The 24,201-nt window shown below is 33.5% G+C and carries 25 protein-coding genes and 2 tRNA genes; 12 read left to right on the forward strand and 15 right to left on the reverse strand.

The genetic code is table 11. From position 1 onward, the window contains the following. Positions 1 to 62: 62 nt before the first annotated feature. From ACTJIW_RS01175 to ACTJIW_RS01195, 5 genes are all read right to left on the reverse strand, one after another. A complete protein-coding gene (locus ACTJIW_RS01175) occupies positions 63 to 734 on the reverse strand; it encodes a copper homeostasis protein CutC (RefSeq protein ID WP_433813621.1) in 672 nt (223 codons plus the stop codon). A gap of 179 nt (positions 735 to 913) precedes the next feature. Then, positions 914 to 1,921, reverse strand: coding sequence for a 3-oxoacyl-ACP synthase III family protein (locus ACTJIW_RS01180; protein ID WP_073408971.1), 1,008 nt, complete (start codon positions 1,919 to 1,921; stop codon positions 914 to 916). Between the two features lie 251 nt (positions 1,922 to 2,172). After that, positions 2,173 to 3,123: an ABC transporter ATP-binding protein gene (locus ACTJIW_RS01185; protein WP_012022363.1), complete on the reverse strand. Its 951-nt coding sequence runs from the start codon at positions 3,121 to 3,123 to the stop codon at positions 2,173 to 2,175. Positions 3,124 to 3,229: 106 nt separating this feature from the next. Beyond that, entirely contained in the window at positions 3,230 to 3,925 is a 696-nt protein-coding gene (locus ACTJIW_RS01190; RefSeq protein WP_012022364.1) for an OmpA family protein, read from the reverse strand. Between the two features lie 18 nt (positions 3,926 to 3,943). Continuing rightward, positions 3,944 to 4,441, reverse strand: a complete 498-nt coding sequence (locus ACTJIW_RS01195; RefSeq protein WP_440715341.1) for a lipocalin family protein — start codon at positions 4,439 to 4,441, stop codon at positions 3,944 to 3,946. Positions 4,442 to 4,645: 204 nt separating this feature from the next. Between ACTJIW_RS01195 and htpG the strand changes: the two genes are divergently transcribed. The 5 genes from htpG to ACTJIW_RS01220 all read left to right on the forward strand — a co-directional run bounded on the left by htpG (position 4,646) and on the right by ACTJIW_RS01220 (position 10,205). Then, positions 4,646 to 6,529, forward strand: coding sequence for a molecular chaperone HtpG (htpG, locus tag ACTJIW_RS01200; protein ID WP_073408973.1), 1,884 nt, complete (start codon positions 4,646 to 4,648; stop codon positions 6,527 to 6,529). A 203-nt stretch (positions 6,530 to 6,732) separates the two neighbouring features. Then, positions 6,733 to 7,149, forward strand: a complete 417-nt coding sequence (locus tag ACTJIW_RS01205; protein WP_012022367.1) for a hypothetical protein — start codon at positions 6,733 to 6,735, stop codon at positions 7,147 to 7,149. Continuing rightward, on the forward strand, positions 7,146 to 8,255 hold the full coding sequence (locus ACTJIW_RS01210; protein ID WP_440715340.1) for a hypothetical protein: 1,110 nt from the start codon (positions 7,146 to 7,148) through the stop codon (positions 8,253 to 8,255). The genes ACTJIW_RS01205 and ACTJIW_RS01210 overlap by 4 nt, the downstream gene beginning before the upstream one ends. Before the next feature lie 238 nt (positions 8,256 to 8,493). Next, on the forward strand, positions 8,494 to 9,306 hold the full coding sequence (locus ACTJIW_RS01215) for a hypothetical protein (protein ID WP_440715339.1): 813 nt from the start codon (positions 8,494 to 8,496) through the stop codon (positions 9,304 to 9,306). 134 nt (positions 9,307 to 9,440) lie between these two features. Beyond that, positions 9,441 to 10,205, forward strand: coding sequence for a DUF4369 domain-containing protein (locus ACTJIW_RS01220; protein ID WP_440715338.1), 765 nt, complete (start codon positions 9,441 to 9,443; stop codon positions 10,203 to 10,205). A 243-nt stretch (positions 10,206 to 10,448) separates the two neighbouring features. On the opposite strand, the gene ACTJIW_RS01225 is transcribed toward ACTJIW_RS01220, so the two are convergent. The 7 genes from ACTJIW_RS01225 to idi form a co-directional block, all read right to left on the reverse strand. After that, positions 10,449 to 10,522: transfer RNA gene (locus tag ACTJIW_RS01225), tRNA-Thr, on the reverse strand. Between the two features lie 108 nt (positions 10,523 to 10,630). Next, positions 10,631 to 10,704 (reverse strand) — tRNA-Thr (locus ACTJIW_RS01230). A 76-nt stretch (positions 10,705 to 10,780) separates the two neighbouring features. Beyond that, positions 10,781 to 11,047, reverse strand: a complete 267-nt coding sequence (locus tag ACTJIW_RS01235; protein ID WP_012022371.1) for a hypothetical protein — start codon at positions 11,045 to 11,047, stop codon at positions 10,781 to 10,783. A gap of 57 nt (positions 11,048 to 11,104) precedes the next feature. Beyond that, complete coding sequence (locus tag ACTJIW_RS01240) at positions 11,105 to 12,073, reverse strand: type I phosphomannose isomerase catalytic subunit (RefSeq protein ID WP_149206259.1); 969 nt, start codon at positions 12,071 to 12,073, stop codon at positions 11,105 to 11,107. A 63-nt stretch (positions 12,074 to 12,136) separates the two neighbouring features. Then, positions 12,137 to 12,595: a peroxiredoxin gene (locus tag ACTJIW_RS01245; RefSeq protein ID WP_149206258.1), complete on the reverse strand. Its 459-nt coding sequence runs from the start codon at positions 12,593 to 12,595 to the stop codon at positions 12,137 to 12,139. Between the two features lie 3 nt (positions 12,596 to 12,598). After that, the gene (locus tag ACTJIW_RS01250; protein ID WP_053470926.1) at positions 12,599 to 13,009 is read right to left on the reverse strand and encodes a 6-carboxytetrahydropterin synthase; all 411 of its coding nucleotides are present in this window, start codon (positions 13,007 to 13,009) and stop codon (positions 12,599 to 12,601) included. A 21-nt stretch (positions 13,010 to 13,030) separates the two neighbouring features. After that, on the reverse strand, positions 13,031 to 13,558 hold the full coding sequence (idi, locus tag ACTJIW_RS01255) for an isopentenyl-diphosphate Delta-isomerase (RefSeq protein ID WP_073408979.1): 528 nt from the start codon (positions 13,556 to 13,558) through the stop codon (positions 13,031 to 13,033). A gap of 294 nt (positions 13,559 to 13,852) precedes the next feature. Between idi and msrB the strand changes: the two genes are divergently transcribed. From msrB to ACTJIW_RS01280, 5 genes are all read left to right on the forward strand, one after another. Then, a complete protein-coding gene (gene msrB, locus ACTJIW_RS01260) occupies positions 13,853 to 14,407 on the forward strand; it encodes a peptide-methionine (R)-S-oxide reductase MsrB (RefSeq protein WP_121360173.1) in 555 nt (184 codons plus the stop codon). Positions 14,408 to 14,414: 7 nt separating this feature from the next. Beyond that, a complete protein-coding gene (msrA, locus tag ACTJIW_RS01265; RefSeq protein ID WP_187775486.1) occupies positions 14,415 to 15,020 on the forward strand; it encodes a peptide-methionine (S)-S-oxide reductase MsrA in 606 nt (201 codons plus the stop codon). Positions 15,021 to 15,649: 629 nt separating this feature from the next. Then, the gene (locus tag ACTJIW_RS01270) at positions 15,650 to 16,102 is read left to right on the forward strand and encodes a carboxymuconolactone decarboxylase family protein (protein WP_440715337.1); all 453 of its coding nucleotides are present in this window, start codon (positions 15,650 to 15,652) and stop codon (positions 16,100 to 16,102) included. 80 nt (positions 16,103 to 16,182) lie between these two features. Then, positions 16,183 to 16,521 carry a YciI family protein gene (locus ACTJIW_RS01275; protein WP_073408983.1) on the forward strand — a complete coding sequence of 113 codons (339 nt, stop codon included), beginning with the start codon at positions 16,183 to 16,185 and terminating at the stop codon, positions 16,519 to 16,521. A 62-nt stretch (positions 16,522 to 16,583) separates the two neighbouring features. Further along, on the forward strand, positions 16,584 to 17,822 hold the full coding sequence (locus ACTJIW_RS01280; RefSeq protein ID WP_440715336.1) for an RNA polymerase sigma factor: 1,239 nt from the start codon (positions 16,584 to 16,586) through the stop codon (positions 17,820 to 17,822). 262 nt (positions 17,823 to 18,084) lie between these two features. Here the strand turns inward: ACTJIW_RS01280 and ACTJIW_RS01285 are convergent, their stop codons facing one another. After that, positions 18,085 to 18,519 carry an META domain-containing protein gene (locus ACTJIW_RS01285; protein WP_149206255.1) on the reverse strand — a complete coding sequence of 145 codons (435 nt, stop codon included), beginning with the start codon at positions 18,517 to 18,519 and terminating at the stop codon, positions 18,085 to 18,087. Positions 18,520 to 18,781: 262 nt separating this feature from the next. Between ACTJIW_RS01285 and ACTJIW_RS01290 the strand changes: the two genes are divergently transcribed. Further along, a complete protein-coding gene (locus ACTJIW_RS01290; protein WP_440715335.1) occupies positions 18,782 to 20,185 on the forward strand; it encodes an aminopeptidase P N-terminal domain-containing protein in 1,404 nt (467 codons plus the stop codon). 126 nt (positions 20,186 to 20,311) lie between these two features. Beyond that, positions 20,312 to 21,271: a quinone oxidoreductase family protein gene (locus tag ACTJIW_RS01295; RefSeq protein WP_149206253.1), complete on the forward strand. Its 960-nt coding sequence runs from the start codon at positions 20,312 to 20,314 to the stop codon at positions 21,269 to 21,271. 107 nt (positions 21,272 to 21,378) lie between these two features. Here the strand turns inward: ACTJIW_RS01295 and ACTJIW_RS01300 are convergent, their stop codons facing one another. Next, on the reverse strand, positions 21,379 to 22,467 hold the full coding sequence (locus tag ACTJIW_RS01300; RefSeq protein WP_440715334.1) for a DUF6630 family protein: 1,089 nt from the start codon (positions 22,465 to 22,467) through the stop codon (positions 21,379 to 21,381). Positions 22,468 to 22,540: 73 nt separating this feature from the next. After that, complete coding sequence (locus ACTJIW_RS01305; RefSeq protein ID WP_440715333.1) at positions 22,541 to 24,100, reverse strand: NAD(P)/FAD-dependent oxidoreductase; 1,560 nt, start codon at positions 24,098 to 24,100, stop codon at positions 22,541 to 22,543. Between the last annotated feature and the right edge of the window lie 101 nt (positions 24,101 to 24,201).

Raw genomic sequence — 24,201 nt, forward strand, 5'->3', positions numbered from 1 at the left:
TAATTTTCTTGTAGAAAAAAGCCTGGAGTATGCCAACTCCAGGCTTTTTTTATTTTTATAAACTAAAGAAAATTTTTCAGTTCTTTTATTTCTTCGGGATTTGCAGTTTCTGAATTGTTTGTTATGGCCGATGAATGGTAAAAAGTCAAATCTAATTTTTCTTGTAATAACTTAATATTTGAGGATCGCAAACCTCCTCCGGGCATTATTTCAATTCTGTTTTTAGCAAGTTCTTGTATTCGTTCTAAAGCTAAAATACCTTCTTCTACATTTACGGCCTGACCTGAAGTTAAAATGGTTTTAAATCCGCAATTGATAACATCTTCAAGAGATTTTTCTACATTTTTAACCACATCAAAAGCGCGGTGAAAAGTACAAGGAAGCGGATGCGCCAGATGTACTAATTCTTTGTTTTGTCTTTTATTAATATTACCGCTGTCTTTTAAAATTCCAAAAACAAAACCATCAACTCCAAGTTTTTTATACTGTTTAATATCCTGTTTCATTTCGGTAAGTTCTTCATCCGAATAAACAAAATCACCACCTCGAGGCCTGATGATAACATGCATTTTTATATTTAAACTTTCACGGACTTTTACCACCAAAATAGAATTTGGTGTTGTACCGCCTAGTTTCATATTTTCGCACAGCTCGATTCTATCTGCGCCGTTCTCTTGTGCAATTATCGCCGACTCGTAATTAAAACAAGCTATTTCAAGTTGATTTTTTTTCATTGTAAGTCTAATCTATTTTCTCATAGTTTGTCATTGCGAGGAACGAAGCAATCTCATTTTTAAATAGTAACGCAATATTACTCGTGAGATTGCTTCGTTCCTCGCAATGACAGCACTAAAGTATAAAAAAACCTGCTCCAAACGAAGCAGGTTTTAAATATAATGTAAGATGAATTAATTTACCATTTAATAATAGCACTTGCCCAAGTAAATCCACTTCCAAAGGCTGCTAAAACTACAGTATCTCCAGATTTGATTTTTCCTTGTTCCCAAGCTTCAGTCAGAGCAATCGGAATAGACGCAGCCGTTGTATTTCCGTATTTCTGGATATTATTGTGAACCTGATCGTCTGTTAGTTTAAATTTATTTTGAATGAATTGCGAAATTCTCAAGTTAGCCTGATGCGGAATCAGCATATCGATATCTGAAACCTGAAGTCCATTTGCTTCTAAGCCTTCATTAATTACCTCTGCAAAACGAACAACTGCATTTTTAAATACAAACTGACCATTCATGTAAGGATAATAGCTTTCGTCATTTGGGTCATTATCAGCAAGAATATCTGTTACCCAGCGCGCTCCCATTCCCGGTGCCTGCAAAGCCAATTCTTCGGCGTGCTGTCCTTCTGAATGTAAATGTGTTGACAAGATACCTTTTGTTACATCTTCTTCACGGCTTAGAACAGCTGCTCCGGCTCCGTCTCCAAAAATTACTGAAACGCCTCGCCCGCGGGTAGTCATATCTAAACCAGTTGAGTGAACCTCAGAACCAATTACCAAAATGTTTTTATACATTCCGGTTTTAATATATTGATCTGCAACAGAAATTGCATAAACGAAACCAGAACATTGATTTCTAACATCTAATGCTCCAACCGTTTTTAATCCTAAATCACGCTGTACTAAAACTCCAGGTCCTGGAAAATAGTAATCTGGACTTAATGTAGCAAAAACTACAAAATCAATATCTTCTTTGGCTACGCCAGAACGTTCTATTGCAATTTTAGCCGCTTTTACTCCCATAGAAGTTGTAGTGTCTTCTCCGCGAATAATATGTCTTCTTTCCTGAATCCCGGTTCTTTCCTGAATCCATTCGTCATTGGTATCCATTATCTTAGACAAATCATCGTTTGTTACAACATTTGAAGGAACATAATATCCTAAGCCTGCTATTTTTGAATGATACATATTGTATTGTTATTTGTTAAAAATTTAGAATGCAAATTTAAGTATAGTTTAAAACATTAGAGTACAAATTACTATTTTTTTCGTTATTAGCAATTTAATATACTTTAATTATGAGACTGTTTAAAAACATTTGCTTTTTGAAAAAACAGTTTTTAAACCAAAACATTGAAGAAAAACGAAAACTACAATTTAGACCTGTAAAAACTTCTTAAAAAAACAAACCCGACAATTTCTAACTGCCGGGTTGTTTTTTATAAATAATTCAAGCCAAGAAAAATTTCCTGTTCGAGCGGAAGATCAATTTCGCTTTCGAAGAATATTAATTGTCTTTTATAAACAGTTTCAATTAAATAATGACTTCCTCTAAAATAAGTTCTTCTAATTTTTACCGGAAGTTTTGACTCTGCAACCATTTTAAACTGATGCGGATATACCAAAGTTTTATGTGTTTCATCTTCATAAGGAAGCAGTAAATGTGTTGCAACTTCATTTACTTCTCCAAACAACGAAGCAACATATTTTGTCTGAGGATCTTCGTAAATTTTTGAAGGATCCCCTTTAACAACAATTTCACCATGACGCATTACGATAGCTTCATCTGCAAACGACAAAGCATCAGTGCTGTCATGTGTGGCAATAATACACGTAATCTCTTTTTGTTTTAGATATTTGAATAGATTTCTGCGCAGAGCATTTTTACGAAAAGCATCAATCTGGCTGAAAGGTTCATCCAGCAGAATAACTTCCGGTTCAAGAGCCAAAACTCTAACCAGTGCTACTCGCTGCTGCTGTCCGCCGCTCAAAAATTTAGCTTTTACATTTGAAAACTGGTCCATCTCGACCATTTCCAATAACTCCTGAACGCGAAGTTTTTTCATATTGGCAAATCCATTCGAAAGAAACTTTCCAACGTTTTCAGCAACAGTTTCGTAAGGAGACAAATCGAAATCCTGCGCCAGATATTTCATATAAGGCATTCCCGGAATCAAATTGTATTTTGGTCCAAGAATAGGTTTTTCGTTATAAAATATTTTTCCTTCATCTAAATCGAACAAACCGTACATAAGCTTTAAAAGCGTACTTTTTCCACAACCGCTTTCACCAATAATGGCAATATTCTCGCCTTTATTGATCGTAAAAGAAACATTATTTATAACTGGTTTGTCAGTATACGAAAAAGATATATTTTGAATATCAAGCATGTGTTGTAATTAGAGAGGTCAAATTTACGATGTTTAATTACTAAAGTCAAAAAAAAGCTGCTTCAATTATGAAACAGCTTTTTTTATATTTTATTTTATCTGAAAATTATTTTCCAGCTTCAGCTTTTGCGTCGTTAACCATTTTGTCGTTTGCTGTAATTGAGAATTCAACACGACGGTTTTGAGCTCTTCCTTCTGGAGTATCATTTGTTGCAATAGGATCAGCAATACCTAAACCTGAAGTTTTAAAACGGCTTGACTTTAATCCTTTTGAAACTAAATAAGCCTGCACAGATGCAGCTCTTTGTCCAGAAAGTGTTAAGTTATATTCTGGTTTTCCTGTATTATCTGTGTAACCAAAAATTTGAATATCAGTATCTCCATATTCATTAAATACAGGAACTAATTTATCTAAGTTAGCTTTTGCAGTAGGTGTTAAAGTTGATTTGTTAGTATCAAAACGAACAGAATTTTCATTTAAAGTTAAATGAATCCCTTCACCTACTCTTTCTACAGAAGCACCTGGTAAAGCCTGGTCGATCTCACGAGCCTGTTTATCCATTTTGTTTCCAATAAGAGCACCAGTTCCACCACCAACAGCAGCACCAATTGCAGCTCCTAACGCAGCGTTTCCGCCTTTCCCTAAATTATTTCCTAAAACAGCACCAATTACACCACCGGCAACAGCACCAATTCCAGCTCCTTTTTGCGTGTTATTTGCATTTTTTACTGAATCACAGCTTGTAAAAAAACTAGTGAATATAAATAAAGCACTTAAGCTTAAAACAGTTATCTTTTTCATATTTTTCTTTTTTAAATATTAATTAGCTCTTTGAAATTGGTAAACAACATCTTTTACTTGTCCGCCAACGTTGATGTTGTCAATTAACTGAAAAGAACTTTCAGTTACACCTGCAACTTTAAGCAGATAACCATCTCTTACTTTCTTAGCTTTTTCACCAGCATCAAGAATTTTAAGAATAAACATTCCCTGATTGTTAATACTCCACACAATTGGCGAAGAAAATGAAGTACAGCTTGGTGAAGTTAAAGCCATAGTACCTTTATTATTATTTGAAATAAAACTCCAGGTACTGCCAATAAAACATTTAGAATCTGCAAGATCAAATGAGTTTACTTTGATATAATCTGAACCCGGATAAGACACATTTGTAAGCACCCAGTTTCCTTTAAGAGCAACCTGAGTTGGTCGGTCAAGCTTTTTTGAAAGCGTTGTGTCTGTTGAAGCTGTGGACGAAGCAGATTTGCACGCAAAAAACATTGCGGCAATCATGCACATTAAGATACTCTTATTCATTTTATACAATTTTTTAAGATTATTATTTTGCCTTTTTAACAATTATTGTACCACAAATATACGATTCATTAAGAGAATTCCCGTTTTAGAATCTATTTATTTTCTTTCAAAATTAACATTTACGCCAATTTGTCACCTTCAAAAAAATGGTATTTTATTTGACTAAATGAAAATCATCAAGTTAAATTCAAAAAATAAAAAAATATGACAACAGGTAAAATTAATGTTTCGGTAGAAAACATCTTTCCCTTAATCAAAAAGTTCTTATACAGCGACCACGAAATCTTTTTACGTGAGCTGGTTTCAAACGGAACAGACGCTACTTTAAAGTTAAAACACCTTATCAGCATTGGCGAAGCTAAAGTTGAATACGGAAATCCAATTATCGAAATCAAAATTGATAAAGAAGGTAAAAAAATCCACATTATCGATCAAGGTTTAGGTATGACGGCTGATGAAGTAGAAAAATACATTAATCAGGTTGCTTTTTCCGGAGCCGAAGAATTCCTAGACAAATACAAAGATTCTGCTAAAGATTCAGGAATTATCGGACATTTTGGTCTTGGTTTTTATTCTGCTTTTATGGTTGCAGAAAAAGTAGAAATCATCACAAAATCTTACAAAGATGAGCCAGCTGCACACTGGACTTGTGACGGAAGCCCTGAGTTTACTTTAGAACCGGCTGACAAAACTTCACGTGGTACAGAAATCATTCTTCATATTGCTGAAGATTCTTTAGAATTCTTAGAAGATTCTAAAATTTCTGGCTTATTAAACAAGTACAACAAGTTTATGCCTATTCCAATTAAATTTGGAACAAGAACTGAAACTCTTCCAAAACCAGAAGATGCTCCGGAAGATTACGTTAATGAAACTGTTGAAATTGACAACATCATTAACAACCCAAATCCGGCATGGACAAAACAGCCTTCTGAATTATCTGACGAAGATTACAAAAACTTCTACAGAGAATTGTATCCAATGCAATTTGAAGAGCCGTTATTTCACATTCATTTAAATGTAGATTATCCGTTTAACTTAACTGGAATTTTGTATTTCCCTAAATTGGGTACAGATATGCAGATCCAGAAAGATAAAATTCAATTGTACCAAAACCAAGTTTACGTTACAGACAATGTAGAAGGAATTGTACCTGAATTTTTGACAATGTTAAAAGGTGTAATTGATTCTCCGGATATTCCGTTAAACGTTTCTCGTTCTGGCTTGCAGGCAGACGGCGCTGTTAAGAAAATTTCAAACTACATTACTCGTAAAGTAGCTGATAAACTGAAATCTTTATTTAACGAAAACCGTGCTGATTTTGAAGCAAAATGGAACGATATTAAAATCGTTTTAGAATACGGAATGCTTTCTGAAGAGAAATTCTACGAAAAAGCTGGTGCATTTGTTTTATATCCAACGGTAGACGATACTTATTTCACATTAGATGAATTGAAAGAAAAACTAAAAGAAAACCAAACTGACAAAGATGGTAAACTTGTAGTTCTTTATGCAGGAAACAAAGATGCACAGCACTCTTATATTGAAGCAGCAAAAGATAAAGGATACGAAGTATTACTTTTAGATTCGCCGATTATTTCGCACTTAATTCAGAAAATCGAAAATGATAACAGCGGATTAACTTTTGTTCGTGTAGATTCTGACCACATTGACAACTTAATCAAAAAAGAAGAAAATACAATTTCAAGATTATCTGATGACGAAAAAGCAGCTTTAAAAACTTCATTAGAAGCTTATATTCCAAAAGCTTACAGCGTTCAGCTAGAAGCTATGGATTCTCAGGCAGCACCATTCATTATTACGCAGCCAGAATTTATGAGAAGAATGAAAGAAATGAGCCAGACTGGCGGCGGCGGAATGTTTGGAATGGGTAATATGCCGGAGATGTACAATTTGGTTGTAAACACAAATTCAGATTTAGCATCGAGCATTTTAAATACCGAAGACAAAACACACCAAGAGCATTTGGTAAAACAAGCTTTAGATTTAGCTAAATTATCTCAAAACCTATTAAAAGGTGAAGCATTAACGGCTTTCGTAAAAAGAAGTTTTGAAATGATTAAATAATCTTTCATATAGAATATTTCTTAAATCCTGCAAATTAGCTTTTGCAGGATTTTTTATTTTTACAATATTAACAAAAAGATAATTCACTAAAAAACAAGTATTTGTACGTACTCTAAGAATTCCATTTTATGTAATTTTACTTCATTACAATTAACAAGAAATTGCATTGTAATAACCCAAAAACATAACTTAACCAATATACTATGGAAACTTTTGAAACAAAAGAACCTAAAAAATCCAAACTATTTTTGCAGGTTAATTTTGACTACAAGTATTTATCCCGAACCTGGGTTGAAAAAGAAGATACTGAAACCTGGAAAAAAACGACTATTAAAGATTCTACCCCGGGAAATGGAAATATTGATTTCTTTGAAGCTGGCAAAAGCAGCGATTATCAAGACAAATTCAGAATTTTGATTAAAACCTATTTTGATCTTCAAAAAATAAAAGATACAGATGAGTTTATAAAAAAACTCAAAATCAACTACAATCTGCTTGAAGATGATGATAAACCCGGAAACTTTCATCAAAGTATAATTTACAACTGCAAAGCAGATGAGATGATCATTTCTGATAATAAAATGATTTTATTAGTAACTAAAATAATCGAAATCAAATGAAAACAAGATTGATAATCATTCTGTTTCTGATTACTATTAAGTTATTTTCGCAAGCAGCAAACGAAATTAAAATAACTGATCTAGAACTGCCAAATGCTCCGGCTTTTACAATACTTGATTATTCGCCTACTATTATCAGCACACCGTCTACCACACAAGCTTTTACTTTAAGCGTAATAAACAGCGTAAACGAAAGCAAAGGTTTTCCAACAGATTATGCATTGGAATTCACACCTTATTGGATATTTTCTGAAAAGAAGCGAAACCTGACTGATTATGTGATTAAAGAAAATCAAAAAGCATATTCCAAGCCTTATAAAAACCTTTCTTTTTCATTAGCTGCAGTAAAAAAAGATACTATTCAAAATGTTTCTATTGGAATTAGAACCAATCTAATAACAGTCAATAGAAAAGAAAGACAGGCATTTGTTGATACTCTTTTAAAAAAACTGGACAAATTTGCCGAAATAGTCGATAAAAATTTAATGCTTGATACAAATCCTTATCAATCAGGAACCCCAGAATACAATCAATGGGATTTAGATAAAATCAATAAACTTTCGACAATAGATGAATATAAAAAGTTTACTGCCGAAATTTATACTTCAATTGATACTTTAGAAACCATAAAACCATTATTTACCGCTGATTTTGGAACAGCTTACAATCATTTTTTTGATCAAAATGAATTTAAATCAGGAAAATTTGGCCGTTATGGAGCCTGGCTTACTTTAAACACAAATGTGAAACTTGGCAAATCCAGCAAAAATTATCTAAATTTTTACCAATACACACGATATTTAATTGACGAAACAATTTTTGATCCCGCGGTTCTGGCTTATAAAAAAGAAAAAAATCTGGATGTTGGAGCAAAAATTGAGTTTCAGTTTAATGATTTTTCAATTGCTTATGAATACATAAACCGAACAAATCAAAAAGACAATTACAGATCTGTTGGGAATCTTAAATATAAAATAAACGAAAGATTTACTATAAATGGAGGTTTTGGTAAAAACTTTGAAAAAACAGACAACCTGATTTCTTTTCTTGGAATAAGCTGGGGAATAGCCTCAAAAAATGATCTCGATCTCGTGGCAAAAAAATAGTTTTAAAAAACATTCTTTACTAAAATCCTGCAAACGCGGGATTTTTTTTATGATTTCCAATTGTAAAAAGAGAAACTCTATCCTTTTAAAACGGTCAATAAAATTCCGATTACACATACTGACTTACAACAAGTTAAAATTAAAAACAATAAAAAGCAGAATTTTCAAGTTTTAGTTTACAGATTATTTTTTTTATTAAATTTGATCGCCTTTAATCTAATCTTAAACAAAAACCAATATGAAAAAAACAGCTATTTTAATTACCGCTTTTTGTGCTTCGGCACTTATGTACATTTCATGCACAAGCAATGATGATGTTGTAAATCAAGCCGACACAACTACTGTAAGTGCATCATTAGTAATCGATGCGATAAATGAAATGGATATTAAAACCGCATTGTCTGCAACAAATAGTAATCCTGCGGCAAAACCATCTGAAGTTTCACCAGGAACCTGCGCAAACATTACCATACCTTCAGAAACTACATACCCAAAAGTTTTTACTGTAGATTATGGAACAGGATGCACAATTAACCAAATTACAAGAAAAGGAAAACTAAAAATTACTCTTTCTGGTCCGGTAATTACAACCGGAAGCAAAATGACTATCGAAAGAATAGATTATTATGTTGGTCCTTATAAAATTGAAGGAACAATAGAATACACAAATACAACAACTGTTGCAACGGTACCGCAATGGACAAGAAAAGTAACTAACGGAAAACTTACTGATAATTCTGGCCGTGTTTTTACAAGTTCAGGAACTGAGACGGTTAAACAGACTGCCGGCGTAGATACTCCTTATATTTTAGAAGATAACATTTACGAAATGCCGGAAGGAAACCACACTATAATTTCAGACAAAGGAACTCTGACTTTAACGGTACAGGAAACGCTGATAAAAAAATACTCTTGCGAATATATTTCTAAAGGAAAATTAAAAATTGAAGGCGGATCATTAAATGGTGTTATAGATTACGGAAATAATGCCTGCGATGCTCAATATACTTACACGCATCAAAATGGAGCAACTTATAATTTAGGAATGTAACTCCTTCATTTTAAAAAAAATATACAAATTCCAATCTAGAAACAGATTGGGATTTTATTTTTTAGAAAAATTAAACAGCGTCTTATTTACATTCAAACTATTTTCTTTATTTTGCACCAAAATCCAATAAACTAATGAAAAAATCAATTATTGCCTTTGTTACTCTTGCACTGCTTGCATCGTGCAACAAAAAAGAATCTGCTGATAACTTACATATTACAGGAAACATAAAAGGTTTAAAAACCGGAACTTTATATATCCAGAGAATTGTAGATACATCTCTTGTTGCCATTGACAGTATTAAAATCGACGGAAATTCAGCTTTTGAAAGAGATATTAAATTAGAATCTCCAGAAATGCTTTACTTATTTTTAGATCGCGGTGTAACGAATTCTTTAGACAATAATATCTTATTCTTTGCTGAGCCTGGAAATATGAATATCGAAACTAATTTGGATAATTTTATTGCAAGCGCAAAAATCACAGGTTCTAAAAACCAGGAATTATACGAAGAATATCAAAAAATAAACACTCGTTTTAGAGATGAAAATCTTTCGATGGTTGAAGCAAAATTCAAAGCTTTAAAAAGACAAGATCAAAAAACTCTTGACAGCCTTGACGCAAAGCAGCAATCAAACATTAAAAGAAAATATTTATATGCTACAAACTTTGCCATTAACAATAAAGATCACGAAGTAGCACCTTATATTGCTTTAGCAGAGATTTACGACATTAACCTTAAGTTTCTTGATACAATTCAAAAATCAATGACTCCAAAAGTAGCGCAGTCACTTTACGGAAAGAAACTGACAAAATATGTAGCTGACATTAAAAAAGAAGAACAAAAAGCTCCTGCAGCTGCTCAAACTGAAACTACAGCAGCTGAAGCACAAAAATAATTTTCGTTTACAAGCATAAAAAAAGCCCCGAGAAATTCAGGGCTTTTTTTACGCCTTAAATCAACAAATTTCTACCCGAAGACTAAGAATGTCGTTATTGATAATTTCGAGCATTAAAAGGCAGTCATATCACCAAAACAAAACTACTTAGACCTGTTTTTTATTAGTAACAAACAGAAACCTGAAATTGGGATTTTCATTTTTGAGCATAAAAAAACCACCACATTTCTGTGATGGTTTTTGAGCCGATAGAGGGACTCGAACCCACGACCTGCTGATTACAAATCAGCTGCTCTAGCCAGCTGAGCTACATCGGCCTATTTTGCGAGTGCAAAGATATAAATGTTTTTTAATATTCCAAAAAAAATTTCACACCTCTCTCTATAATTAAAAAAACCACCACATTTCTGTGATGGTTTCCGTTGAGCCGATAGAGGGACTCGAACCCACGACCTGCTGATTACAAATCAGCTGCTCTAGCCAGCTGAGCTACATCGGCGTCATTACGGGTGCAAATATAAAGCGGTTTTTCAATTTCCCAAAATAAATTTGCACTTTTTTACACTTTTTTTTGCTTAAAGCGCGTTGATTTTTTCAATCAATTGATTAGCAGTTTGTTCTAATTCAACATTGATTTGTTTGAAATGTGCTTTTTTATTTTCAACGTTCTTAGCGTTCACTTTTGTAATTAAAGTATCAAATGCAGCAATAGCTTCATCGATCAAAGCATTCGTTTCTGGAGTAGGATTTCCTGTTGTAGACATCTCAAACAAGTAAACTGCCTCAATAATATCTCCTAATACAAAATTGATGTCTTTCTTTAAATTTTTAACGTTTGCCATTTTTATTATAATTTTAATTTGCGTCTGCAAAAGTACAGATTATCTTTAGAATAAGTGTTAAGAAATGTAAATTTCTAAAATTGAAGCTTTTCCGCTCAAAACAAATGCATTTATCGCAGCCGGAACCAAAACAGTATCTCCTTTAATGTAAGTATGTTTGAATCCGTCATATTCGATTTCAAAACTTCCTTCAATACACATATAAACGGTAAATGTTTCTCCAGATTTAGAAATCTGTACTTTATCTTCTAACGGAATAAAATTTGTCGTGAAATAAGGACAATCTACAACCTTATTTGAAATATTGGCTTTTGAATCGTATTTCTTCTGCGTATCAACTTTATTGTAGTTTATAGCATCAAGTGCAAGATCTACATGTAATTCTCTTTTATTTCCCTGCGCATCTACACGGTCAAAATCATATAAACGATACGTAATATCAGATGTCTGCTGAATTTCGGCAACTACTAAACCTGCTCCAATTGCGTGAACAGTTCCGGTTTCTAAAAAGAAAACGTCTCCCGCTTTTGCTTTTACATCATCCAGAATAGAAACTAAGGTATTATCGTGCAAATGTTTTAAATATTCTTCTTTACTCGAGTTTTCTTTAAAACCTACAATAATTCTAGAATCAGCATCGGCCTGCATAACATACCACATTTCAGTTTTTCCAAATGAATTGTGACGTTCTTTTGCCAGTTTATCGTTTGGATGCACCTGAATCGAAAGATCTTCGCGTGCATCTAAATATTTAAAAAGTAACGGAAACTGTTTTCCAAAACGCTCGTAAACTCTTGTTCCAAGAATTTCGTCTGGCGTTTCATTAATCAAATCCATTAATGATTTTCCTTTTAATTCTCCGTTAGCAACGGTGCTTACATCTCCTTCTACAGTAGACAATTCCCAGCTTTCACCGGTAATTTTAGAAGTGATCGGTTTGTTTAATACTGTTTTTAATTTCTCACCTCCCCAGATTCTTTCTTTCAGGATTGGTTCAAATTGCAATGGGTACAAGTTTGGTTTCATGTTCTAATTTTAAGGGCTAATATCTATATTAATTAAACAACGATCTAATACTATTTTTTAAATCTACAATACTAATTCTTTTATAATCTCGAGTGCTTTCGGAATATGTTTTGCAGCATTCATGCTGTCAAAAATATAAATCACTACTCCGTTTCTGTCAATAATAAAAGTTACTCTTCCCGGTATAAGTCCAAACAAATTGTTTTTAACACCAAAAAGATGTCGTAATCGTTTGTCTTCATCAGAAAGTAAAATAAAAGGCAGCTTATGTTTATTGGCAAATTTATGGTGCGATTTTACACTATCGGCACTTATTCCAATTACCTCAGCCCCTAAATCTTTAAAATCTTCGTATTGATCCCTAAAACTGCAGGCTTCTGTAGTACAGCCAGGCGTATTATCTTTAGGGTAAAAATAAATCACTAAGGGCTTTCGTCCTAACACATTTTTGCTTTCAAAAACTTCTCCGTGACTATCTTTGGCAGTAAAATTCGGAACTATATCTCCTATTTTCAATGACATTTATTATTCTCCTTTATAAGTTACAAAATTGCGGTCTGTTTCATAAAGCACGATTTCTAAATCAAAATCGGGCTGAATTCTTTTTCTAATTTTATTCCATATCACAACGGCAATATTTTCTGCAGTTGGATTCAAATCCTGAAATTCCGGAACGTCCAGATTCAGGTTTTTGTGATCAAACGGAATTTCTACTTCTTCAAGTATAATATCCGCTAATACTTTCACATCTAAAACAAAACCAGTTTCCGGGTCAATTTTTCCTGTAACACTTACTGTTAAACCATAATTATGACCATGAAAATTGGGATTGTTGCATTTTCCAAAAACGGCATTGTTTTTTTCTAATGACCAGTCCTTCCTATGCAGTCGATGTGCAGCATTAAAATGCGCTTTTCTTGATATGGTTACTCTCATTTAGGTCTTTGGTTGGTTTGGTTATAATTTATGGTCTTCCAGATAATGATCAAATTCATCAAAAATTATCTTAAACCATACGGTATAAATTTCGGGCTGTTTTTCAATATCTGCTTTAACATCTTCAATACTCATCCATTTCCAGTCTTCTACCTCATCCGGGTTTATGTTTGGTTCTTCATTATAGTAACCAATCATAACATGATCCAGTTCATGTTCTGTCAAACCGTTATCAAAAGGTGCTTTATAAATAAAATGAAACAACTCTTTCAATTCAGCTTTAAAACCCATTTCCTCAAACAATCTTCGGCTTCCTGCTTCAATATTGGTTTCGCCTTCTCTTTGATGACTGCAGCAAGTGTTTGTCCAAAGCAAAGGAGAATGGTATTTATGATGTGCTCGCTGCTGCAGCATAATTTCGTTTTTACTATTCAAAATAAAAACCGAAAAGGCACGATGCAAAAGCGCTTTTTCATGTGCTTCTAATTTTGGCATTAAGCCAATCTGTTCATCGTTTTGATTAACTAGTATTACGTTTTCTTCTGTCATAAGGCTTCTTAAGCAAACAAAAATACGAAAAAAGAAATGGCTTAAAAATGCTAATTAAGATTGTCAAAAACTCAACTCCAGACTGAATTTCTATTTTTCTGATTTACAGTATTATAATTTATGCTAAAAATTAAAAGCTGTTAAAATTAAGACATAAAAACTACACTGCATTATTTTACGTAACTAATAAAAAGTTAAAACACACTTAAAAAAATCTCAATAATAAGAAACACTGTAATTTGAAGCTAAATCTCGACGTATCTTTGAAATACAGATAAATACATCCAAAAATTTATGAAATCTAAAAACCTAATTTTCAGCCTTTGCTTTTTGATTCCGCTTTTTATTCTTCAGGCATGCGCGCAAAACACAAAAAAACAACCTGCAAAAACGGCCGTTATGGAAAATAAAATCAATAAGCCCGGAAATCCTTATTATTCAAATACCGACACAACAAAACTCAATGTAAGCAACGCCGAATGGAAAAAAGTCCTTCCTGAAGATGTGTATGCCGTAATGCGTGAAGCCGATACCGAAAGACCTTTTACGGGAAAATATTGGAATACTGACGAAAAAGGAACTTATTATTGTGCTTCATGCGGTAATTTGCTTTTTAGATCGACAGCCAAATTTTCGAGCAGCTGCGGATGGCCGAGTTTCTTTGAACAGGAAAATAAAAAAAGCATTGTTTTTAAAGATGATAATTCACTTGGAATGGAAAGAATCGAAGCGCTTTGCGGACGTTGCGGCGGACATTTAGGCCATATATTCGATGATGGTCCGGAACCAACCGGAAAACGTTACTGCATGAATTCGATTGCTCTTGATTTTGTTCCGGATACTAAATAATCTACAAATGAAAAATATACTTTTAATATGTCTTTTAGCATTTTCGCTGAATGGCATTTCGCAAAATAAAAAAGCGAATCTGGAAACTATTACACTCGGCGGAGGCTGTTACTGGTGTGTTGAAGCTGTTTATGAAAATCTGGACGGAGTAAAATCTGTTGTTTCAGGATTTTCAGGAGGAAAAACCGCAAATCCTTCTTACGAAGAAGTCTGCACCGGAACAACTGGTCATGCCGAAGTAGTTCAAATAACATACGACAAAAACATAACTGATATTAATGAAATCTTCAAAGTCTTTTTTACGGTTCATGATCCCACAACTTTAAATCGTCAGGGAGCAGATGTGGGAACACAATACCGTTCTGTTATTTTCTACAAAAATGACGAACAGAAAAAAGCCGCAGAAAGTATTATTGCCGAATTAAACAAAGCTAAAGTGTACAACAACCCAATTGTAACGAAAGTAGAGCCTTTTAAAGTTTTTTATAAAGCCGAAGATTACCATCAAAACTATTATGCAAACAATAAAAACCAGCCGTATTGCAAAATGGTAATTCAGCCTAAACTAGAAAAGTTTGAAAAAGTTTTTAAAGACAAACTCAAAAAGAAATAAAGAATATTAACCTATATTATAAAGACTGTCTTTTCGGAGACAGTCTCTTTTTTTTTCAAGCTTCAGAGAAGCGAAATATTTATAGCAAAGAATAAATGTATACAACATAAAGCTCCGGAGGAGCGGCATATAATTAGATTATAAAAAACATGTCGCTCCTCCGGAGCTTTTTTATTTGTCTTATCGAAATTCTATAAATATTTTACCCCGCTGGGGCTTGCTAATAGAACAATTCTATAAATATTCGATTAACCTAAAAAGATATCCTTTTGAAAGCGCCTATATCTTTAGCAGGCTTCGGAGAAGCAAAATATTTTTAGCAAGATTATTTTTAGCATACAAAGCTCCGGAGGAGCGGCATATAATTAGATTAATAAAAAATATGTCGCTCCTCCGGAGCTTTTTTATTTGTCTTATGAAATTCTATAAATATTATACCACGCTGGGGCTTGCTGACAAGATAATTTTATAAATTATTTGATTTAATCATTCTTTTTTTGCTTACTAACCCCTTATAAATATTGGCTTCTCCCCTTAATTGAAAAATAATTTTATTTTTTTTCATCTTTTTTGTCCAATCCTGAAAGTTCGATTGTTATTAAGGTATAAACAATTAAAAAATATACATTATGGAAACTAGACTTAATTTATTCGAACAAGGTCAAAAAGCAGTTAGTACATTATTTGGAATAAGCGGTTACTTAAAAAAAGCAACAATCGAATCATCTCTTATGGAATTAATCAATTTTAGAATCTCTCAAATCAACAACTGCGGTTATTGTTTAGACATGCACTCAAAAGAAGCTTTAGCCGCTGGAGAAACAACACAGCGTCTATTTGGATTAAGTGTTTGGAGAGAAGCTCCTTATTACTCAAAAAGAGAAAGAGTTGCTCTTGCTTTGGCAGAAGCGGTAAATGCTTGTGATGTTCCAGACGAAATCTACGAAATCGCAAAAGCTGAATTTACAGAACAAGAATTAATCGATCTTACACTTGCTGTTGCTGCAATTAATGCTTGGAATCGCCTAAACATTACTTTTGCTAATACACCAGGAACTTACAGAGTGGGACAATTCGGGTAAGCCCTAATTGATTTTATTCTCTAAAAATAATTAACTTTATACGACTTAAAAGCAGATTATTCAATTATAAAACATAAAAAATGAATGAGTTTTTATTGATTTTCAGAAGAGATTTTAAAACAAAAGAAACACAGCCGTCTCCAGAAGAATTGCAGCAGCATTTACAGCAATGGCAAAACTGGTTTGGAAGTCTTGCTGCTCAAGATAAATTAGCAAGACCTTTACAACGCTGGGACGGACAAGGAAAACTTGTAAATTCAAATAAAGGAATTACCGACGGACCTTTTGTTGAAATCAAAGAATCTATTGGCGGTTTAATCATTATTAAAGCCAAAGATTATGATGAAGCTGCCGAAATTGCACAAGGATGCCCGGTGTTGAATTTTGGCGGAAATGTCGAAATTAGAATGGCGGTTTAGATTTTGAACTAACTTATATAAAAATGCCTTTGTATCTTTACTTAGGCATTTTTCGTTAAAATATGGAGCACAAAGAACTTATTCCCAATTTATTCAGAACCGAATATCAAAAAATAGTTTCAGTTCTCTGCAGCTTATTCGGAATTCAGCATATCGAAATTGCAGAAGATATTGTAAGCGACACTTTTTTGACTGCTTCAGAAACTTGGGCCATCAAAGGAATTCCAGAAAATCCAAGTGCGTGGTTGTATACGGTTGCCAAAAATAAAACCAAAAACTATCTGAAAAGAAATAACCTTTTTGAGACCAAAATAGTTAGCGAAATAAAACACAATACTCCCTTAAACAATCCCGAAATCGACATTGATTTATCTGATCAAAATATTGCCGACAGTCAACTTGCGATGATATTTACAGTTTGCAATCCGTGTAATTCTGAAGAAGCTCAAATTGCTCTTGCCTTAAATTTACTGTGTGGTTTTGGAGTAAGTGAAATCTCTGATGCTTTTTTATCTAATAAAGAAGTTATTTATAAAAGGATAAATCGCGCCAAAGAAAAACTCAAAGAAGAAAACATAAAAATTCAACACCCGAATAGCTCTGAAATAAAAGACAGAATACAAACCGTTCTCAAAACGATTTATCTGCTTTATTCTGAAGGCTACTACTCTATTTCGCAAAATACTACTTTACGAAAAGACCTTTGTACCGAAGCCATGCGTTTGACTTATTTATTGATTGAGAACGAAAGCATCAATCTGCCTCAGACTAACGCTTTAATGGCGTTAATGTGTTTTCATTCTTCAAGATTTGATGCCCGAACTGGTTTAAACGGTGAAATTATTTTATACGAAGATCAGGATCAATCGCTTTGGAATCAGGAATTAATAAACAAAGGAACTTATTTTCTGAGTCAGTCCTCAACTGGAAATTCACTTTCAAAATACCACTTAGAAGCCGGAATTGCGTATTGGCACACTATTAAAAAAGAAACCATAGAGAAATGGGAAAATATTCTGGAACTCTACAACAATCTAATTATTTTAGAATACTCGCCAATTGCAGCATTAAACAGAACTTATGCTTTATCTAAAGTAAAAGGCAAAGAAGAAGCCATTAAAGAAGCCGAAAAATTGAATTTAACTGATAATCATTTTTTTTACTCTTTACTCGGAAATCTCTATTTTGAAGTTGATCCAAAAAAAGCATTACAACATTTTGAAACCGCATTTGGTTTAGCCAAAACTGCATCCGACAAAAACATCATCAACAAAAACATTGAGCAATTAAAAACAAATTAGCTTTTTTGTTGAACGAAATATTTATAAAATTTATTTTATCTGCAAAACCCCAGCGGGGTAAAATATTTATAGAATTTCAATAAGACAAATAAAAAAAGCTCTGGAGGAGCGACATATTTTTTAATCTAACATTTGTCGCTCCTCCGGAGCTTTATGTTGTAAACATTTATTCTTTGCTATAAATATTTCGCTCCTCCGGAGCTTACAAATAAAGCTGTCCTTTTGAGACAGCTTTATTTTCTTATTTTGATTTTGAATCCTATTACTTAGCGACTTTCTTAAATCTCATCACTGGAATATCACCCTGAATTAAATTTAGTTTTCCATCTTTATCAATAGAATAACTTGTAATTTGTCTAATTTGTTTTAAGAATACCTGTTCACCTCCACCCTCACAAAACATCATTGTAGTTGGTCCTTCTTCTCCAAAAGTCAAAGACTTTCCTTTTAAAGTATAAGAAGCACTGTAGCCGTTGCATCCGTTATTACCATAAACTTTCGTTTCTTTTTGGTCAAAAGTAAGCTGTGGTTTTTTATTTGGATATAAGCCCTGAAAAGCAATTCTTGGTCCAGAGATATATTCTAATTCCCAAGTTGTGCCAAATAAATCGTCGGCACTTTTATCTGTTTTCGATGCATTACATGAAGCCAATAATAGCATTAAAACTGAAAGGACGGCAAATGTGTATTTTTTCATAAAAATGTTTTTTAAGATTTATAATTTGTTTTTGTTTTTTTGAACTAAAATAATTCTATAAAATCCTATTCTCAATATTCATGCCCAGTTACAGCTTTTCTTAAGTTTAAATTTTATCTAAAGCCGTTATTTTCTGTCTCTAAGTTACTACAAATTATTTAAAGTTTTATAGCCCAGATGTTTAAAATAAAACAAGTGACACTATTTTTTTTGTAATTTGCATCTATCAAAAAGACCAAAATCATCAATAAAAAACCAAAAAATGAAACAATTCCTATTTTTGTTTGTATTTGCATTGACCACTTCATTTGTTCAATCGCAGGAAAACCTTCCAACAGATTATCTCACAAAAGAATTTCATCAAGGACGACGTGAAGCTTTTAGAGCTTTAATGCCTGCAAATTCTGCAGCTGTAGTTTTTTCTTATCCTGAAAGAGTTTTCTCTAAAGACGTTAATTACAATTACCATGCAAATCCGGATATGTATTATTTAACCGGCTACAAAGAACCAGATGCTGTTTTATTGCTTTTTAAAGAACCGCAGGGAACCGAAAAATATACCGAAGTTCTTTTTGTAAGAGAGAGAAATGCACAAAAAGAAACCTGGACTGGAAGACGTTTAGGAATTGAAGGCGCAAAATCTAAACTAGGATTTACAAAAGTTTACAACGGAAAAGACTTTAATACTTTTGAAATTGATTTTAAAAAATTTGATAAAATCATTTACGATAATATCCCAACCGATGTTGAGGCAAGCAAGAACATTGACAATCTATATTCCTTATTACAATCTTTTAAAACGAAAGCCGGAATTATAGCAGAAGACAAAGCTTCTGTAGATTTGTTTAACAATATTACAAATTCGCTTCGTGAAATTAAAACTCCCGAAGAATTAGTAGTAATGCGCAAAACTGTAAAACTTTCCTGTATTGCTCATAACGAAGTAATGAAAGCAGTGGGCCCTGATATGAGCGAAAACGAAGCTGATGGAATTCATGCTTACGTTCATAGACATTATGGTGCCGAAGGCGAAGGTTATCCGCCAATTATAGGCGCAGGAGGAAATGGCTGTATTTTACACTATAATGACAACAACGCCACTAAAATTGACAACCAATTGTTATTAATGGATGTTGGATCAGAATATCACGGTTATTCTGCAGACGTTACCAGAACAATTCCGGCAAACGGAAAATTTACTGAGGAACAAAAAGCAATTTATCAGATAGTTTACGAAGCTCAGGAAGAAGTTTTCAAACTTTGCAAAGAAGGAACACCAATTCAGGATTTAAACAAAAGATCTAAGGAAGTTGTAGCTGCAGGATTAATTAAATTAGGAATTATTACAGATCCAAAAGATGCCCGAATTTATTATCCGCACGGTTGTTCTCACTTTCTTGGTTTAGATGTTCATGACAAAGGAAACTATATGGGAACTTTAAAAGAAAACATGATCCTTACTGTTGAACCTGGAATTTATATTCCAGCAAACAGTAAATGCGATAAAAAATGGTGGAATATTGGCGTTCGTATCGAAGATGATATATTGATGCTTAAAGATTCGTACGAAAATCTGTCTGCTGAATCTCCTAGAAAATGGCAGGATATCGAAGCTTTGGCTAAACAAAAAAGCACTTTTAATGACATGAAATTTCCTAAGATATAATTAGTTTTTTTGCCACTCCCAATAACTATCGGGAGTGGCCAAGAAAAAATAAACCAAAGCCTCAAATTATTTTGAGGCTTTTTCTTTTGATTTTTCCCGAACTTTACATTCTTAAATAAATTAAAAATGAAAGCACTTACCTTCTCTACTTTCGGAGATTCAGATGTTTTAGAATATATCGAAATTCCGAATCCACAATTAAAGAACGATGAAATTTTAGTCGAGATGAAAGCTATCGGACTAAATTTTGCTGACGTTTACAGACGAAAGGGGAATTATCATTTAAAAGGAAATCCGCCCTTTATTGCAGGTTATGAAGGAGCCGGAATCGTAGTTGATGCTAATAATCACTCTGAATACAAAGTTGGCGATCGTGTGGCTTTTGCCGATGCGCCATTTGCCAATGCAGAACTGGTTGCTGTAAATATAAATCACGTTTTACCATTACCTGAAAATATTTCGTTTGAAACTGCTGCTTCTGTCTTACTTCAGGGTTTAACAGCTCATTATCTGGCTACAGACAGCCATAAAACTCAAAAAGGAGAAACTGTTTTAATACATGCGGTTGCCGGCGGAGTTGGGCAGATTCTAACTCAAATTAGTAAACTTCTTGGCGCATCTGTTATTGGTTTAACCTCATCAGCTGAAAAAGCAAAAACTGGATTTGAACAAGGTGCAGATCATATTTTTCTTTATAATGACGATTGGAAATCTCAGGTTTTTAAAGTTGCTGCAAATGGAGTCGATGTTGTTTATGATAGTATTGGGAGCACTTTAATGGAAAGTTTCGAAGTAACAAAAGAATGCGGACAAGTCGTTTTCTTCGGGATGGCGGGCGGTGATCCAGCACCTGTAGATCCAAGAATGCTTATGGACGGTTCTAAAACTTTAACCGGAGGCGATTTATGGAGTTATTTAAATTCAAAAGAAGAACGAATTAAACGTGCAGCTCAATTATTTAATTGGATTATCGAAGGAAAGATCAAACTTTCTGAACCAACATCATTTAAATTATCTGAAGGAAAACTGGCACATGATTTCTTGGAAAGCAGAAAAAGTACAGGGAAAATTATTTTAATTCCTTAATTGTCGTTATAAATTTTCAGGATCAATTTCAGCAATCTTCTCATCCCTTTGTCAAAGTTTAAACTTTGACAAAGGTTCTATAAAATAATTTGTTGCGATTAATAAAGCTACAATTGATCAATCTCAATCTTAGTAATTTCAGACAATTCTAAAATCCTGCCAACATTTTCTTTATTGGCAACAAAAAACAAATAGTTATCTCCATTTGTATTGTAGCTCATTAATTCTAAACCTCGTTTTTCTAACGCCGATTGGATGTAAGGAAACAAATCGTGGCTGTAGGTTTCTTCGGGATATTCGAAATTAAGATCTTCACCAATCATTTCAGAAATAAAATATTCAGCATCTTCAGGATCAAATTTCCAGTCGCTGTTCCAGGCATCAATACTTTCGAAAAAATCAAAATACCCCTCGATAATATCGTGATATTCGTCTGTGTCTTTTTGGTAGTTTTTGAAAAGCTTTTTGGATTGTTTTTTTAGTTCTTTTTCTTCGATACTGCCTCTTGAAACTAAGTTTATAAACTCTTCAAAAGTTTCCAGCTTAACTTCTTCGGTTTCTATTAAATTTTCCTGAGAAGGAAGTTCAACTGTTTCAGGTATTTCGAGATTTAAATACTGGCAGATACCTTGTAAAACCAGTTTAAAATCCCTAACTCCTATTGCCTGGCTTTCATTTTTTGGATTATTAAAATCTAAAAGCTCACTTTCGAGCAGACTTTTTGTATAATCAAAGAAATGTGTTCCTGAATACAGAATTTTAAAATCGTTTATTTCCAGACTATTTGTACAGCAAAAAAAGATAACAAAATTTTTAATGGATTGTTTAAAGAACTTTTTTTCATCAGAAGTCGGTTCTGAATAAAACTGAACGTGTATAAAATCATATTCTAATCCTTCTTGAATCTGCTCATCAGAAAGAATACCAATATTCATTTTTTTATAAAGCTCATTTAAAACTTCATACGAATTATTAAAACCTGCTTTTTTAATTTCTGCCCTGCCTTCTTCGTGATCTAATGAACCAGGAAAATAAAATAAATTAACCGCAACATTATCTTTAATGCCTTTTACTTTAAATTCAAGACTTGACTGCTGGTTATACAAATAAGAATATATGGGATCAATAACATCAAAAGAAATTATCGACTTTGGATCGTTGTTTCTATTAAACAAATTAGAAAAGAAGTTTTTCATTGGGCGTATAATTATTAAAATATAGCAATAAATATATTACAAAATTTAATAACCCGAAAGCCCCGCCAACGAATTATTTCAATGATTCAGCAATCATCAAAGCACATTTTTCACCATCAATTGCTGCCGAAATAATGCCGCCCGCATAACCTGCTCCTTCTCCACAAGGATACAAACCTTTTATCTGCAAATGTTCTAAAGTCATTGGATCTCTTGGAATTCTGACCGGTGATGAAGTTCGGCTTTCAGGCGCATGCAAAATAGCCTCGTTAGTTAAATAACCACGCATTGATTTCCCAAATTCTCTAAAACCTTCGCGCATAATCTGTGATAAAAATCCCGGAAAAACCTGTCCCATTTCTACCGAAGTAGTTCCCGGAACATAAGAGGTTTTAGGAATATCAGCAGAAACTTTATTTTGAGTAAAATCGACCATTCTTTGTGCCGGAACTTTTTGAGTCTGCCCTGCCAAATGCCATGCTTTTTGTTCGATGCTTTTTTGGAATTCAACACCGGCTAAAGCACCAAATTTGGCAAAAGGTTTAAAATCTTCTAATTTTAATTCAACAACAATTCCAGAGTTTGCAGTACTCTGATCACGTTTTGATGGCGACCAGCCGTTTGTAACTACTTCGCCGGGACTTGTAGCACAAGGTGCAATTACACCTCCCGGACACATACAAAACGAATACATACCGCGTCCGTTTACCTGCTTTACAATAGAATATGGCGCCGGAGGCAGATGCTCCCCACGGAAATCGCAACTATATTGAATGCTGTCTATTAATTCCTGAGAATGTTCGGCACGAACGCCTAAAGCAAAAGGTTTTGCTTCTATCAAAATTTTCTTTTTATCCAGTAATTCAAAAATATCACGCGCCGAATGTCCTGTTGCCAAAATCAATTTATTAGCGTGAATTTTATCTCCGTTCTGCGTTACGATTCCCTCAACTTCATTATTCTTTACCAAAATATCTGTAACTCTGGTATCAAATAAAACCTCACCGCCAAATTCGATAATTTTGTTTCGAATATCTTCGATAATTTTTGGAAGTTTATTGGTTCCGATGTGCGGATGTGCTTCTACTAAAATATCTTCTGAAGCCCCAAAAGCTACCAAAAGTTCTAAAATTCTAGTGACATCGCCGCGTTTCTTAGAACGGGTATATAATTTACCGTCAGAATACGTTCCTGCTCCGCCTTCGCCAAAACAATAATTAGAATCTTCGTTTACGATATGTTCACGGTTTATTGCTTTTAGATCGCGACGACGACCTCGAACGTCTTTTCCGCGTTCAAGAACAATTGGTTTTAAGCCTAATTCTATTAATTGCAAAGCTGCAAAAAGTCCGGCCGGACCTGCACCCACGACAATAACTTCTTGTGCAGAAGAAACATCTTTATATATAGGAAGTTCTATTTTAGTTTCCTGAAACGGTTCACCTTTTAAATAAATAAGAACTTTTAAATTGATTTTAATTGCTTTTTGGCGCGCATCAATCGAACGTTTTAAAATTGAAACATGCTGAATTTCCTGCGCAGAAACTTTTATTTGTTTAGATAAATAGTCTTTAAGCAGGATTTCGTTTGCTGCAATTTCTGGTGTTACCTGAAGTAAAAGTTCTCTTGGCATTGTATCTTATTTATTCTATTAGCTTTTCTTTCTATGAAAAGAAGATGCAAAAGTACTATTTTGAAATGAGATTTTATCTTTACTGTAAAATTTGCCCACAG

It is taken from the genome of Flavobacterium sp. 22659, from assembly GCF_052044235.1.
Taxonomy (GTDB): Bacteria; Bacteroidota; Bacteroidia; order Flavobacteriales; family Flavobacteriaceae; genus Flavobacterium; species Flavobacterium johnsoniae.